This window comes from Sphingomonas sp. CBMAI 2297 (genome assembly GCF_029870595.1).
In the GTDB taxonomy this organism is placed as follows: Bacteria; Pseudomonadota; Alphaproteobacteria; order Sphingomonadales; family Sphingomonadaceae; genus Sphingomonas.
The window spans coordinates 42,186-55,544 of record NZ_JAPDIR010000021.1; the positions used below are offsets into that span (position 1 = coordinate 42,186).

Sequence of the window (13,359 nt, forward strand, 5' to 3'; positions counted from 1 at the left end):
AGCAAACCCCGTCTCAATCAGCAAACCCCGTCATCCCCGCCTTCGCGGGGATGACGAAAATAAATCAAAGCCTTGATCGGGTTTCGACCCTAGGCCGGCCCCGCGCCCCGGATCCTTATCGTCGCGCGCAATCCCGGCCCCGCATCCCCGAGCTCGAGCTCGCCCTGATGCAGGCGGGCGATCGCCTGGACGAGCGGCAGGCCAAGCCCGTGGCGCGGGGAGTTCCGCCTCGCCCCCAGGCGCCCGAAACGGCGCAGCGCCAGCGGAAAATCGGCCTCGGGGATGCCCCGTCCATCGTCGCTTACCGACAGCGACACCCGATCCGCGCGCCGCGCGACCGCGAGGGTCACCGTCGTGCCCGGTCCGTTGTGGTTGACGGCATTCTCGATCAGATTGATCATCGCCTGCGAGAGAAGCTCCAGGTCTCCCTCGACGAGAATCCCCGGCTCGATATCCGACAGCAGCTGACAGCCCTTGTCTTCCGCCACCGCGGAATAGCTTTCGACGACCATGGCGGACTGATCGCTGAGGTCGAAAGTCCTGAAATACCGGCGCACCGTGCCGGATTCGACTTCCGAGATCCGCAGCAGCGCCGAGAACAGCGACAGGATGCGCTCGCTGTCCTCGATCGCGGCGTCGACGGTTTCCAGCCCCGGCGTGCCCTCCGGTATCTCCTCGAGCGCCCGTTCCAGCCGGTTCTGCAGATGCGTGATCGGGGTGCGGAGCTCATGCGCGACGTCGCTCGAAACCTGGCGGAGGTTGCCGATCAATGCCTCGATACGGCCGAACATCGAGTTGAACGTATCGGCCAGCCGATCGAATTCGTCGCCATATCCGCTGGGCGTGATCCGGGAATGGAGATGGCCGGCGATGATCGCGACCGCCGTCTGGTTCATCCGGTCGAGCCGGCGGCGGATCGCGCGCTCGAACAGCAGGCCGCACCCGATCGCCAGGGCGATCAGCACCAGCGAGGCCAGCGCGAAGAGGAGGATCGTCGCGCGCAGCAACGCGGTCGCGGGCGCCATGTCCGCGGCAACCGTCAGGCGGAGCCCGTCGCCCAGATGGGCGGTGAGCGCGCGGACGGGAATGCCGGCGCCGGCATCGTCGTGAAACACGGTATCCTGCCAGCCGGGGGCGAGCAGGGGATAGCGGCGTTCGCCCGACAGGCGACGGCCTGCGGCGTTCACCAGGACATAGTCGAAGCCGCCGCCGCGCTCGTCGATCTTGTCGAGCGCCTCGAGCAGGGCCGGGTTGCCGCCCTGTTTCCGAAGATGGCGCAGGCTGCCCATTTCCGCCTCGATCCGCGCATCGATCTGGCCCCGGATCGCGTCATGTCCGACGACATAGGCGATGCCCCCCAGCAGCGCCGCGGACACGATCAGCCCGATGACGAAGAGCAGCGTGATCTGCCGGGTCCCGCGCACGCGCCTAGCAATCATCCCGCAGCCTGTAGCCGACGCGGCGCGCCGTCTGGATCGCATCCGTCGCGAAGCCGGTGTTGAGCTTCTGGCGCAGCCGGCTCATATGGGTCTCGACGATGTTGGTGTCCGGATGGAAATGGAAATTCCATACATTCTCCAGCATCATCGCCTTGGAGACATATCTCCCTTCATGCAGGACCAGCTGCTCCAGCAGCTCGAACTCGCGGGGCTGCAGCAGGATCCGCTGGCCCGCGCGCCACGCTTCGCGGCGCCGGCGATTGATCGTGATCGATGCATATTCATAGACGTCCTGAAACGCGCCCTTCGATCGGCGGAACAGCGCGTCGATGCGGGCCAGCAGCTCCGCCTGGGCGAACGGCTTCACCAGATAGTCGTCCGCGCCGTGCCGGAGCCCTTCCACCCGATCCTCGATGGAGCCGAGCGCCGTCAGCATCAGCACCGGATTGGTGAAGCCCGATTTCCGCAGGCTGTCGACAATGAACACCCCGTCGCCGTCGGGCAGGACGCGATCGACGATCAGCAGGTCGAAATGCCCGTTCTTGGTCTCCACCAGCCCGGCCTGCCCCTCCGGCACATGGCGCACCTCGTGCCCGGCACCGGACAGGCAGGCGCCGATATAGTCCGCGATCGCGATATCGTCTTCGATCAGAAGCAAGCGCATCCATCGGCTCTGCCGCCACAACATTACAGTTTTCGGACGGCCGGTCGCCCGGCCGGTCCCGCGCGGCGCGCATCGATCGCGAAGATAAAATTGCCCCAAGGTTGGATGCCCGGCCCGCTATTGTAACCGGTCCGTCACAAGCCATTCCTAGCCGCCGCCCCGATAACGGCGGCCCGCTCCCCGTTATTCCGCTCACCAGGGTTTCGGGGGTCATAATGAACGCCATTCGTCGTCGCCGCAGTTCCTTCGCGCTCGCCGCATCCGCCATGACGATCGCCCTTGCCGGCATCGTCCCGTCCGCGCTGGCCCAGGATGCCGCGGCATCCGGTCGCGCGCAGGCGAATGCGGGCATCCTGTCCGGCCGCGTGCATGACGAGAACGGCTCGCCCCTGCCGGGCGCGCGCGTCGTGGTGCCGGAACTGGGCAGCGAGACCACCACCGATCTCCAGGGCGAGTTCGTGATGCCGGTGCCGGCGCAGGGCGAGGTGACGGTCCGCGTCGAATATCTCGGCCGCCCGAACGCGAGCACTTCGGTGGCGCTGGCGGATCGCCGGACCGTCGTCGACATCACCGTGCCCCGCGACGCTGCCAGTGACATCGTCGTGACCGGCGCCTCGATCGTCGACAACACTGCGCGGGCGCTCAACCAGCAGCGACAGGCCGACAATACCGTCAGCATCGTCTCGGCCGACGCCATCGGCCGCTTCCCCGATCCGAACATCGCGGAGGCGCTGCAGCGCGTTTCCGGCATCGGCATCGAGCGCGATCAGGGCGAGGGCCGCTACATCAACATCCGCGGCGCGCCGATGGAGTTCAGCACCGTTTCCGTCGATGGCGCGACGGTTGCCGCGGCCAGCCCGACGACCCGGGCGATCGACCTCGACACCATCCCTTCCGATATCGTCGCGAATCTCGAGGTGACCAAGAGCCTGCTGCCCAGCCAGGATGCCGACGCGATCGCGGGCTCGGTGAACATTTCCACCCGCTCGGCCTTTGACAGCAAGGGCTTCCGCCTCAGCGCGTCGGCCGGCGCCAGCTACAACGACTATGGCGGCACGAGCGACAGGCGCGCCTCGCTTTCGGTGAGCAACCGCTTCGGCGCCGACCGGCAGTTCGGCGTCCTTCTCGCGGGCAGCTATTCCAAGACGGATCGCCAGCTCGACAATGTCGAGAATGGCTGGGCGGTCAACGCCGCCGGGCAGGTCCGCCTCGTCGAAACCCTGTTCAAGGACTATGACACGAAGCGCGAGCGCCTTTCGCTCAACGGCGCGCTCGAATGGCGTCCTTCGCCGGGCAACCGGCTCTATGCCCGCGGTTCCTTCTCCCAGTTCACCGACGATGAATATCGCAACCGCCTGAGCATCCTGTGGAGCGAAGGCACGATGGCCGCGGGATCCACGGATACCCGCGCCACCTTCACCAACACGCGCATCGAGAAGCAGATCCGCCACCGCGTTCAGCGCAACCAGATCTACACGGGCACGGTGGGCGGCGAGAATCTGATCGGCCGCGGCCGGATCGAATATTCCGCGACCTATTCGGAATCGAAGCAGACCTATCCGCGTCGCGACGAGCTGCTGTTCCGCTCGTCGCTGCGCCCGACGCTCAGCTATGATTTCGCCAATCCGGACAATCCCAGCTATTCGCTGTTCACCACGAACGAGCATCTCCAGTCCGATCGCTACGCGTTCCGCGAGAACGCCTATCGCTCGAACAACACGCTCAACAAGGAATGGGGTTTCTCGACCAAGGTCGAGCTGCCGGTCGATCTTGGCGGCCAGCAGGTGCTGTTCAGCCTCGGCGGCCGCTATCGCGACCGCGACGTCGTTTCGGACGAGGAGCGCTTCCGCGACCGGCGTGCGTCCACCGCTCCGAGCGGCTCGCTGACGAGCTTCCTGAACGACGAGCGCTCGGCGAACTTCAACTATGATCTCGGCTACAAGATCGATCCGGGCAAGGCGGACGCCTATTTCGACGCGACCAAGGGTTCGTCGGAACGCCGCATCCCGCAATCGATCACGGCCGATTATCGCGCGAGCGAAAAGATCCTCGGCATGTTCGGCATGGCCAAGGCGGAATTCGGCCACACCACGGTGATCGCCGGCGTCCGCTACGAAAGGACCGACTTCCAGGGTTCCGCTCCCACGGTCGCGCTCAACGGAACGGTCGGCAAGGCGAATGTCGATACGGACTATGGCAAATGGTTCCCGAACCTGACCGTGCGGCAGGCGTTCACGCCGGAGCTGATCGGCCGCTTCGCGCTCAGCCGCGGGATCAACCGGCCGAATTTCGTCGACCTGGTGCCGCGTCAGCTCGATGAGACCGACAGCAGCATGACGCGCATCACGGAGGGCAATCCCAATCTGCGGCCGACGCTTTCCAACAATGTGGACGCGGGCCTGGAATATTATATCCGGCCGGTCGGCCTGATCTCGGTCAACGCCTTCTACAAGGACCTGACGGACTATCGCTACACGCTGAGCCGCACCGCCGGGAACATCATCTATGTGCGCCCGGAAAACGCGCCCGACGGGCATCTGGTCGGGATCGAGGTGAACTGGCAGCAGCAATTCACCTTCCTGCCCGGCCTGCTCAGCGGCTTCGGCGTATTCGCCAACTATACCTGGACGGATGCGGAGATCAGGCTGTCCCAGACGTTTGCCGGCCGCCGGGTGATGCCGTTGCCGGGCCAGTCCAAGTCGAGCTGGAACGCCGCGCTGTTCTATGAGAAGGGGCCGTTCAACGCGCGCCTCTCCTATACCAAGCGCAGCGACTATCTGAACGCGGTGGACGCCAACGACCCGCGGCTCGACCTGTATTGGGAAGGGCGCGGCCAGCTCGACGCGACGGCCAGCTATCAGGTCGTGAAGCAGGCCACCGTGTTCGTGGAAGCCAAGAACCTGACCAATTCGCCGGGCGTGCGCTATTATGGCGTGCGTGAGCGCGTCTACGAATATGAGAAGTTCGGCTATTCGATCTTCGGCGGCGTCCGCATCAAGCTCTAGGCGTATCGTTTCCGGGCTCGGCACGCTCGAGCCCGGAAACGCCCGCGGCCGCCGCGCCGCCACTCAGATGCAAGAAAGTGTGCCATGCGCGTTCCGGGTGCCTCGCTCGTCCTCTCCGTCCTGCTGATCGCGGCCGCGCCAACGCCCGAGGCGCGCGCGCAGGCCGCGCTCCCCCGGTCCGCCGGCACGCCCTATGCCGCGCGCAACCTGCCCGATCGCATCGTCCTGACGCCGGGGGCGGATCCCACGCGGGAGATGGCCGTCGCCTTCCGCACCGATCTCGCCCAGCGCACCAGCGAGGCGGAGATCGCCGTCTCGGTCGACGGCCCGACGCTGCCCGAGCGCGCCGTCAAGGTGATCGGCGCCGCGGCGCCGCGCGAGAAGGCGAGCGCCAACGGCCCGGCCCTGTACCATCAGGTTCGATTTGCGGGGCTCAGGCCGGACACCGTCTATGCCTATCGCCTGAAAGGCAGCGCGGGCTGGAGCGAATGGCTGCAGTTCCGCACCGCGGCCGCCGAGGCGAAGCCCTTTCGCTTCCTCTATCTCGGCGATGTCCAGAACGGCATCCTCACTTATGCGAGCCGTGTGATCCGGCAGGCATTCCATGCCAATGGCGGCATCGAGCTCGTCCTGCACGCCGGCGATCTCGCGGCGCAACGCGACGATCTCGACCATGACGACGAATGGGGCGAATGGAACCAGGCGGCGGGATATAATTATGCGATCGTCCCGCAGGTTCCGGCGACCGGCAACCACGAATATGTCGATATCCGCCTGCCGGACGGCACGGAGAGCCGGACGCTCGGGCCCTATTGGCCGCTGCAGTTCGCGCTGCCGGCGAACGGCGCGGAAGCGGCGAAGGCGACCACCTATCATGTCGATTACCAGGGGGTCCGCTTCATCGTGCTCGACGGCACTTCCGCGATGGACCTCGGCACCATGGAGGCCCAGACGCGCTGGCTCGATGCGACGCTCGCCGCGAGCAAGGCGAAATGGAATGTGGTCCTGTTCCACCAGCCCGTCTTCACCTGTGCCCGTCCGAACGACATCGCGGAGATCAAGGCGGCATGGAAACCCGTGTTCGACAGGCGCAAGGTGGATCTCGTGCTCCAGGGGCATGACCATTGCTACAGCCGCCTGACCGCCGAGGCGGGGCGCGAAGCATCGGCGGCGGCGCGCGGGAAGGGCGCGATCCAGGGGCCGGTCTATCTGGTCTCGGTGACGGGTTCGAAAATGTACGCGCTGAACGACCGCGCCGGCATCCAGCCCGACAAGGTCGCGGAGGCGACGGAACTCTATCAGGTCGTCGATGTCGCCGGCGATCGCCTTCAGTTCCGGACTTATACGGCATCCGGGAAGCTCTATGACGGGTTCGTGCTGGCGCGCGGGGCGGATGGCCGCAATCGCCTGATCGAATTGCAGGAGCCGATGATCGCGGTTCGGACCTGCACCGGCGCGACCGGCCCCGATGGGGGACCCTGCGTCGCGCGGGGGAAGTAGCGAGAGCGGCCGGGGCGGCACGCGGCCATGGCCGGCGCTTCGGGGCTTCGGCAATTCCCGGCAATGAAGCGACCAGCGAGGACGGACGGAACCGCGGCGCGCCCGGCGCGGCGTCGTTCCCGATGGCTCGGAGAATCGCGCCCGAAGGACCCGGCGCTCCGCAAGGGCGCCGGCCGGGAAGCCGCCAGGCGGGGATGGTGGTGGGTCCGCCGGGATTCGAACCCGGGACCTCTCGATTAAAAGTCGCTTGCTCTACCGACTGAGCTACGGACCCACACCAGCGTCGCCCCTAGGCGGCCCGGCCGGGCGGGTCAACGCCGGGCTTCGATCCGCGTCACCTGGACATGCGCGACCTGCCAGCGGCCGTTCGTCCTGCGGAACGTGTCCGCGAAGCGGAAATGGCTGGAGAAGCGCCGCCCGCCCGAGATGCCGCCCAGCACCGTCTCCGCATTGGCCACGCCCGCATCGGGCCCGAGCGACAGGATCACCCGATCGGTCAGCACGAGCGGATCATAGCGGTCGCCCGGCGTCATCCAGCCGTCGATGAACGCCTGCTTGCCCTGCCGCCTTCCCGAGCCGTCGATATAGACCAGGTCGTCCGCGATCATCGCCTCCATCGCCGCGCGGTCCTGGCGCAGCTGCGCCCGGTCGAACGCATCGGCAAAGGCGACCAGGCCGGGATCGGGATCGGCCAGCGCCAGCAATGCCCAGATCATCATTTCCTCCGCAATCGCGCCGCGAGCTGGCGCACGCTAAGCCCGGTCACCGGATCGCGCCAGCCCGCCGCGACCCGCGCGAGCGGCGCGAGCACGAATGCGCGGTCGCGGAACAGGCGGTGCGGCACGACGAGCGCCGGCTCGCCCCAGCTGCCGCCCGACCACAGCACGATGTCGAGATCGATCACCCGCGCCCCCCAGGTCCGTCCGCGCCGCCGGCCGAATTCGCGCTCGATCGCCTTCAGCCGCCGGAGCAGGGCCGGGGGCGTCTCGTCGGTCTCGATCAGCGCGACGGCATTGGCGAAGCGGCGTTTCGAGGGGCCGAGCGGCGGGGTGTGAAGGATCGGGGAGGTGGCGGTGACGCCACCCAGCGCATCGATCGCCGCCGCGACTTCGCGCGCCGGGCTGCCATGGCGGCCCCACCGGTTGGATCCGATCGCGATGGCATAGCTTGTCCTCGCCATGCCGGGCGGCCTATCGCGCGGGGATGCTCCAGCCAAGCCGCGATTGCCCGCTCTGCCCGCGCCTCGCCACGCTGCGCGAACAATTGCGCGCCGAACATCCCGACTGGTGGAACGCGCCCGTGCCGGCGCTGGGCGATCCCGACGCGCCGATCGCGATCGTCGGCCTCGCCCCCGGCAGGCATGGCGCCAACCGCACCGGCCGCGCCTTTACCGGCGATGCCTCGGGCGAATTGCTGTTCGCGACGCTCGAGAAGTTCGGCCTGGCCGAGAAGGGGGAGCCCAGGGGCGTGGTGATCCTCAACGCGGTGCGCTGCCTGCCGCCGGGTAACAAGCCCGAGCCCGCCGAGATCCATGCCTGCCGGCCGTTCCTGGCGGCGGAGCTCCGGGCGCCGGTGGTGCTCGCGCTCGGGCAGGTCGCGCACCAGTCGGCGGTCAAGGCGATGGGCGGCAAGCTGCCCAAGGTGCGTTTCGCGCACGGCGCCGAGCATCGCCTGCATCGCGGCCAGTGGCTGGTCGATAGCTATCACTGCTCGCGCTACAACCAGAATACCGGCCGGCTGACGCCCGCGATGCTCGAGGCGGTGGTGGAACGGGCCGTGGCGCTGGCGCGGCCCGGGAGATTTTGACGATGATGAAGACGATCGGCCTGCTCGGGGGCATGAGCTGGGAGAGCTCGGCCCAATATTATGCGCTGCTCAATCGCGAGGCGCGTGCGCGGCTGGGGCATCCGCATTCGGCGCGCAGCGTGATGCTGTCGGTCGATTTCGGGGAGATCGAGCGGCTCCAGCATGCCGGCGCCTGGGATGCGCTGGCCGAGCGGCTGGCGGGCGAGGCCCGGGCGATCGAGGCGGCGGGCGCCGATTGCCTGGTGCTGTGCACCAACACCATGCATCTGGTGGCGGACCGGATCGCGGCCGCGATCGGCATTCCGATGCTCCACATCGCCGATCCCACCGGCGCGGCGATCCGCGCGGCGGGGATCACGCGCATCGGCCTGCTCGGCACGGCCTTCACCATGGAGCAGCCCTTCTATCGCGAGCGGCTGGAACAGCGCTTCGGGCTGGAGGTGCTGCTGCCCGGGGCGGAGGCGCGCGCCGCGGTGCACCGCATCATCTATGAAGAGCTGGTCGGCGGCGTGATCCGCGAGGAATCGCGCGCGCGCTATCGCACGGTGATCGCCGAACTGGCCGCCGCCGGGGCGCAAGGCGTGATCCTCGGCTGCACCGAGATCGGGCTGCTCGTCGGCGACGGGGACAGTGAGGTGCCGCTGCTCGACACCACGCGGCTGCACGCGCTCGCCGCGCTGGAGTTCGCGCTGGGCTAGGGCGAAGCGACATTCAGGCCAGGGGCGTGGCTTGGCGGGCCGGAACATTTCGAGCCAACCTCCTGCGTCACCCTGAACTTGTTTGGCGCTTATCCCCTCGGGACAAGGAATGGGGCGTACTTGTCTTTACGGGACAAGTGCCAGCTTGCTTCAGGGCCCAAGGTGCCGCCGGCGATATCGCCGGTGGAGAATTGGATGCTGAAACAAGGTCAGCATGACGGAGGGGAGAGGGCTGGATCTCGATCCCGACCAGGCCGAGAATCAGGCGACAACACGGCCCGTCCGGGCTCAGATGTCCTGCACCAGCCGCCCGTAGAGATCCGGCCGGCGATCGCGGAAGAAGCCGAAGGCGGCGCGGTGGCGCCTGGCCAGCGCCAGGTCGAGCGTCACGGTGATCACGCCTTCCTCCTCGCGGTCCAGCTCGGCCAGGATGTCGCCGCGCTCGTTGGTGATGAAGCTGGTGCCGTAGAAGGTCTGACCATGTTCGGTGCCGACGCGGTTGGCGGCGACCACGGGGACCACGTTGGACACGGCATGCCCCACCATCGCCCGGCGCCACAGCCGCGCGGTGTCGAGGCTCTCGTCATGCGGCTCGCTGCCGATCGCGGTGGGATAGAAGAGGATGTCCGCGCCCATCAGCATCATCGCGCGGGCGGTTTCCGGATACCATTGGTCCCAGCACACGCCCACGCCGAGCGTCGCCTTCCCGGGCCCGTTCCACACCTTGAACCCGGTGTTGCCGGGGCGGAAATAGAATTTCTCCTCATAGCCGGGGCCGTCCGGAATGTGGCTCTTGCGATAGACGCCGGCGATCCGGCCGTCCGGCCCGATCATCGCGAGGCTGTTGTAATGGTGCGGCCCGTCCGCCTCGAAGAAGCTGGTCGGGATGTGGATCTTCAGCTCGGCGGCCAGGGCCTGCATCGCCAGCACCGCCTTGTGCTCGGCGGTCGGCTTCGCATTGGCGAACAGGCCCTCGTCCTCGACCCGGCAGAAATACTCGCCTTCGAACAGCTCGGGCGGCAGCACCACCTGCGCGCCCCGCGCCGCCGCCTCGCGCACATGGGCGGAGACCTTCGCGATGTTCGCGTCGATGTCGTTGGAAAAGGCGAGCTGCAGGGCGGCGACGGTGATCTCGGTCATGGCGCGCCATTTAATGTGGTCGCCGGGGATTCGCCACCCGGTCCGTTCCATGGTTCCAACCGTCGCCCCCGCCTTCGCGGGGATGACGAAAAGGGGATGGATCGGTTAAGCACCTCGCGATGCTGTCCCGCCCCCTGCTCGCCGCGCTGCTCGCCGGCTTTCTCTCCGCCACCGGATTCGCCCCGCTCGACTGGTGGCCGGTCACGCTGGCCTGCCTCGCGGTGCTGCTGCACCTGACCTGGCACGCGCCGAGCGCCAGGGCGGCGCTGCTGCGCGGCTGGGTGTTCGGCGTCGGCCATTTCACCCTGGGCAACAACTGGATCCAGCACGCCTTCGATTTCCAGGACAAGATGCCGCCGGTGCTCGGCTATTTCGCCGTGCTGCTGCTGGCCCTCTATCTGGCGGTCTATCCGGCGGTGGCGATGGGCCTGGCCTGGCGCTTCGCCCGCATCGTGAAGGCGCGCTGGAACGAGCCGGACCTCGCCTTCGTCCTGGCCGCCGCCTCGGCCTGGATCGTCACCGAATATCTGCGCGGCACGCTGTTCACCGGCTATCCCTGGAACCCGATGGCGGCGATCTGGGTGCCGACGCCGATCGCGCAGCTCGCCGCCTTCACCGGCACCTATGCGCTGTCGGGCATCACCCTGATCGCCGCGGGCGCGCTCTATCTCGCCACCCAGCACCAGTATCGCGTGCCGCTGGCCACCGCCGCGCTGCTGATCGTCGCCGGGTTCGCGCTCCATCCCGGCCGCCCGGCCGCGGACCCGGCGCGCCCGCTTGTGCGCGTCGTCCAGCCCAATATCGGCCAGGAGGGCGTGGATCGGCCGGACTATGCCCCGCGCGTCCTCGCCAAGCTGGCCGAATGGAGCGGCCAGCCCGGCAGCGTGCCGCGGCTGGTCGTGTGGCCCGAAGGCATGGTCAACTATTATGTCGAGGACGGCTATCCGCCGCGCTTCTACCAGCAGGGCGATCCGCGCTGGGTGCGCGGGCGGATCGGCGGGCTGCTCGGCCCCCGGGACCGCGCGATGGTGGGGGGCAATGCGCTCTTCTTCGACGGAGACCGGCTGACCGGCGCGGGCAATTCGGTGTGGACGGTGGATCCCGCCGGCATGCTGGGCGGGCGCTACGACAAGGCGCACCTGGTTCCCTATGGCGAATATCTGCCGATGCGCACATTGCTCGCGCCGCTCGGCCTCGCCCGGCTGGTGATGGGCGAGATCGACTTCATCCCGGGGCCCGGGCCGCGCACCCTCGCCGTCGACGGCTTCGGCAGGGCCGGCGTCGCGGTCTGCTACGAGATCATCTTCTCCGGCCAGATCATCGACCAGCGCCATCGCCCCGACTTCCTGTTCAACCCGTCGAACGATGCCTGGTTCGGCAGCTGGGGCCCGGTGCAGCATCTCGCCCAGGCGCGGCTGCGGGCGATCGAGGAGGGGCTGCCGATCCTGCGCGCCACGCCGACCGGCGTTTCCGCGGTGATCGACGCCCGTGGCCGCCTGCTCGGCACGGTAGCCGCGGGGCAGGAAGGCGCGGTGGAAGTGCCGCTCCCCGCGCCCCTGCCGCCCACGCTCTTCGCGCGGCTCGGCAATTGGCTGGCGCTGCTCGCCGCGCTGGCCCTGATGGTGTTCGCGATTGCGTTTCGGCGCTTCGCCCGCTAGGGGCGTGATATAAGGAAAGCTTTATATGGGCATGGCAACGGCCCGGCTTTCCTCCCCACAAGAGGAATTTCCATGCGTTCCAACTATCTCTTCACGTCCGAATCGGTTTCCGAAGGCCATCCCGACAAGGTCGCGGACCAGATTTCCGACGCCATCGTCGACCTGTTCCTGTCGAAGGATCCCGAGGCCCGCATCGCCTGCGAGACGCTGACCACCACCCAGCTGGTCGTCCTTGCCGGCGAGATCCGCGGCAAGGGCATCATGGACACCGAGGGCAACTGGGCTCCGGGCGTGCAGGAAGAGGTCGAGAAGACCGTCCGCGATACCGTGAAGCGCATCGGCTATGAGCAGGAGGGCTTCCACTGGGAGACGCTCCGCTTCGAGAACAATCTGCACCCGCAATCGGCGCACATCGCGCAGGGCGTGGACGCCTCGGGCAACAAGGACGAAGGCGCCGGCGACCAGGGCATCATGTTCGGCTTCGCCTGCGACGAGACGCCGGACCTGATGCCGGCGACGCTCGACTACAGCCACAAGATCCTCGAGCGCATGGCCGCCGATCGCCATTCGGGCGCCGCGCCGTTCCTCGAGCCGGACGCCAAGAGCCAGGTCACGCTGCGCTTCGAGAACGGCAAGCCGGTCGCCGCGACCGCGATCGTCGTCTCGACCCAGCATGGCAAGGGCTATGACGAGGGCGACAAGGAAGCCGAGCTCAAGGCCTATGTGAAGAAGGTCGTCGCCGACCTGCTTCCGGCCGAGCTGCTCTCGGGCGAGACCGAATATCACATCAACCCGACCGGTTCGTTCGAGATCGGCGGACCGGACGGCGATGCCGGCCTCACCGGCCGCAAGATCATCGTCGACACCTATGGCGGCGCTTCGCCGCACGGCGGCGGCGCCTTTTCGGGCAAGGACCCGACCAAGGTCGATCGCTCGGCGGCGTATATCACCCGCTATCTCGCGAAGAACATCGTCGCCGCCGGCCTCGCCAAGCGCGTGACGATCCAGCTGGCCTATGCGATCGGCGTGTCCAAGCCGCTGTCGCTCTATGTCGACACGCACGGCACCGGCACGGTCTCGGACGACAAGATCGAGGCAGCGATCGCGGGCATCGAGAAGCTGGGCGGCCTCACCCCGCGCGGCATCCGCACGCACCTGCAGCTCAACAAGCCGATCTACAGCAAGACCGCGGCTTATGGCCATTTCGGCCGCAAGCCCGAGGGCGATTTCTTCCCCTGGGAGAAGACCGACCTGGTCGAGGATCTGAAGGCCGCGCTCGCCGCCTGATCCTTCTCCGCTTCGGCCCGCCGAAACCGAAAGCCCCGCGCCGCATCGCCGGCGCGGGGCTTTTCGTTGTGCCGCTTCGTTCCGTATTTTCCCGGGTCATCCTATAAAGCACTGAGCAACCGTAATTCTTCATCAGGAAGGAATGGAAAGGAGCGAATCGGT

General features: G+C 67.5%; 11 protein-coding genes and 1 tRNA gene. 6 read left to right on the forward strand and 6 right to left on the reverse strand.

Annotation, left to right across the window (positions count from 1 at the left end; all coding sequences use genetic code 11):
• Nucleotides 1-89: 89 nt before the first annotated feature.
• Both OMP43_RS20940 and OMP43_RS20945 read right to left on the reverse strand, forming a co-directional pair.
• Nucleotides 90-1,424, reverse strand: coding sequence for an ATP-binding protein (locus OMP43_RS20940; RefSeq protein WP_280281493.1), 1,335 nt, complete (start codon nucleotides 1,422-1,424; stop codon nucleotides 90-92).
• A gap of 4 nt (nucleotides 1,425-1,428) precedes the next feature.
• Entirely contained in the window at nucleotides 1,429-2,103 is a 675-nt protein-coding gene (locus OMP43_RS20945; protein WP_280281494.1) for a response regulator transcription factor, read from the reverse strand.
• Nucleotides 2,104-2,318: 215 nt separating this feature from the next.
• Between OMP43_RS20945 and OMP43_RS20950 the strand changes: the two genes are divergently transcribed.
• Together OMP43_RS20950 and OMP43_RS20955 are read left to right on the forward strand one after the other, a co-directional pair.
• Nucleotides 2,319-5,108: a TonB-dependent receptor gene (locus OMP43_RS20950; RefSeq protein WP_280281495.1), complete on the forward strand. Its 2,790-nt coding sequence runs from the start codon at nucleotides 2,319-2,321 to the stop codon at nucleotides 5,106-5,108.
• A gap of 84 nt (nucleotides 5,109-5,192) precedes the next feature.
• Nucleotides 5,193-6,608 carry a metallophosphoesterase family protein gene (locus tag OMP43_RS20955; protein ID WP_280281496.1) on the forward strand — a complete coding sequence of 472 codons (1,416 nt, stop codon included), beginning with the start codon at nucleotides 5,193-5,195 and terminating at the stop codon, nucleotides 6,606-6,608.
• Between the two features lie 198 nt (nucleotides 6,609-6,806).
• On the opposite strand, the gene OMP43_RS20960 is transcribed toward OMP43_RS20955, so the two are convergent.
• The 3 genes from OMP43_RS20960 to folK all read right to left on the reverse strand — a co-directional run bounded on the left by OMP43_RS20960 (nucleotide 6,807) and on the right by folK (nucleotide 7,788).
• Nucleotides 6,807-6,882, reverse strand: a tRNA-Lys gene (locus tag OMP43_RS20960).
• 37 nt (nucleotides 6,883-6,919) lie between these two features.
• Complete coding sequence (locus OMP43_RS20965; RefSeq protein ID WP_280281497.1) at nucleotides 6,920-7,324, reverse strand: nuclear transport factor 2 family protein; 405 nt, start codon at nucleotides 7,322-7,324, stop codon at nucleotides 6,920-6,922.
• A complete protein-coding gene (folK, locus tag OMP43_RS20970; protein WP_280281498.1) occupies nucleotides 7,324-7,788 on the reverse strand; it encodes a 2-amino-4-hydroxy-6-hydroxymethyldihydropteridine diphosphokinase in 465 nt (154 codons plus the stop codon). The genes OMP43_RS20965 and folK overlap by 1 nt, the downstream gene beginning before the upstream one ends.
• A 23-nt stretch (nucleotides 7,789-7,811) precedes the next feature.
• Here folK and OMP43_RS20975 point away from each other — a divergent pair, with 23 nt between their 5' ends.
• Both OMP43_RS20975 and OMP43_RS20980 read left to right on the forward strand, forming a co-directional pair.
• A complete protein-coding gene (locus OMP43_RS20975) occupies nucleotides 7,812-8,414 on the forward strand; it encodes a uracil-DNA glycosylase (protein WP_280281499.1) in 603 nt (200 codons plus the stop codon).
• A gap of 2 nt (nucleotides 8,415-8,416) precedes the next feature.
• Nucleotides 8,417-9,112: an aspartate/glutamate racemase family protein gene (locus OMP43_RS20980; protein WP_348538621.1), complete on the forward strand. Its 696-nt coding sequence runs from the start codon at nucleotides 8,417-8,419 to the stop codon at nucleotides 9,110-9,112.
• A gap of 288 nt (nucleotides 9,113-9,400) precedes the next feature.
• Here OMP43_RS20980 and aguB read toward each other — a convergent pair whose 3' ends face one another.
• The gene (gene aguB, locus OMP43_RS20985; RefSeq protein ID WP_280281500.1) at nucleotides 9,401-10,252 is read right to left on the reverse strand and encodes an N-carbamoylputrescine amidase; all 852 of its coding nucleotides are present in this window, start codon (nucleotides 10,250-10,252) and stop codon (nucleotides 9,401-9,403) included.
• 119 nt (nucleotides 10,253-10,371) lie between these two features.
• Here aguB and lnt point away from each other — a divergent pair, with 119 nt between their 5' ends.
• Nucleotides 10,372-11,910 carry an apolipoprotein N-acyltransferase gene (gene lnt / locus OMP43_RS20990; RefSeq protein WP_280281501.1) on the forward strand — a complete coding sequence of 513 codons (1,539 nt, stop codon included), beginning with the start codon at nucleotides 10,372-10,374 and terminating at the stop codon, nucleotides 11,908-11,910.
• 72 nt (nucleotides 11,911-11,982) lie between these two features.
• Entirely contained in the window at nucleotides 11,983-13,197 is a 1,215-nt protein-coding gene (metK, locus tag OMP43_RS20995) for a methionine adenosyltransferase (RefSeq protein WP_280281502.1), read from the forward strand.
• Nucleotides 13,198-13,359: the final 162 nt, after the last annotated feature.

Bases quoted from the DNA above. Each gene is read 5' to 3' on its own strand.
- OMP43_RS20945 (WP_280281494.1), bottom strand. From the start codon at position 2,103: ATGCGCTTGCTTCTGATCGAAGACGATATCGCGATCGCGGACTATATC.
- OMP43_RS20950 (WP_280281495.1), top strand. From the start codon at position 2,319: ATGAACGCCATTCGTCGTCGCCGCAGTTCCTTCGCGCTCGCCGCATCC.
- OMP43_RS20955 (WP_280281496.1), top strand. From the start codon at position 5,193: ATGCGCGTTCCGGGTGCCTCGCTCGTCCTCTCCGTCCTGCTGATCGCG.
- OMP43_RS20965 (WP_280281497.1), bottom strand. From the start codon at position 7,324: ATGATCTGGGCATTGCTGGCGCTGGCCGATCCCGATCCCGGCCTGGTC.
- folK (WP_280281498.1), bottom strand. From the start codon at position 7,788: ATGGCGAGGACAAGCTATGCCATCGCGATCGGATCCAACCGGTGGGGC.
- OMP43_RS20975 (WP_280281499.1), top strand. From the start codon at position 7,812: ATGCTCCAGCCAAGCCGCGATTGCCCGCTCTGCCCGCGCCTCGCCACG.
- OMP43_RS20980 (WP_348538621.1), top strand. From the start codon at position 8,417: ATGATGAAGACGATCGGCCTGCTCGGGGGCATGAGCTGGGAGAGCTCG.
- aguB (WP_280281500.1), bottom strand. From the start codon at position 10,252: ATGACCGAGATCACCGTCGCCGCCCTGCAGCTCGCCTTTTCCAACGAC.
- lnt (WP_280281501.1), top strand. From the start codon at position 10,372: ATGCTGTCCCGCCCCCTGCTCGCCGCGCTGCTCGCCGGCTTTCTCTCC.
- metK (WP_280281502.1), top strand. From the start codon at position 11,983: ATGCGTTCCAACTATCTCTTCACGTCCGAATCGGTTTCCGAAGGCCAT.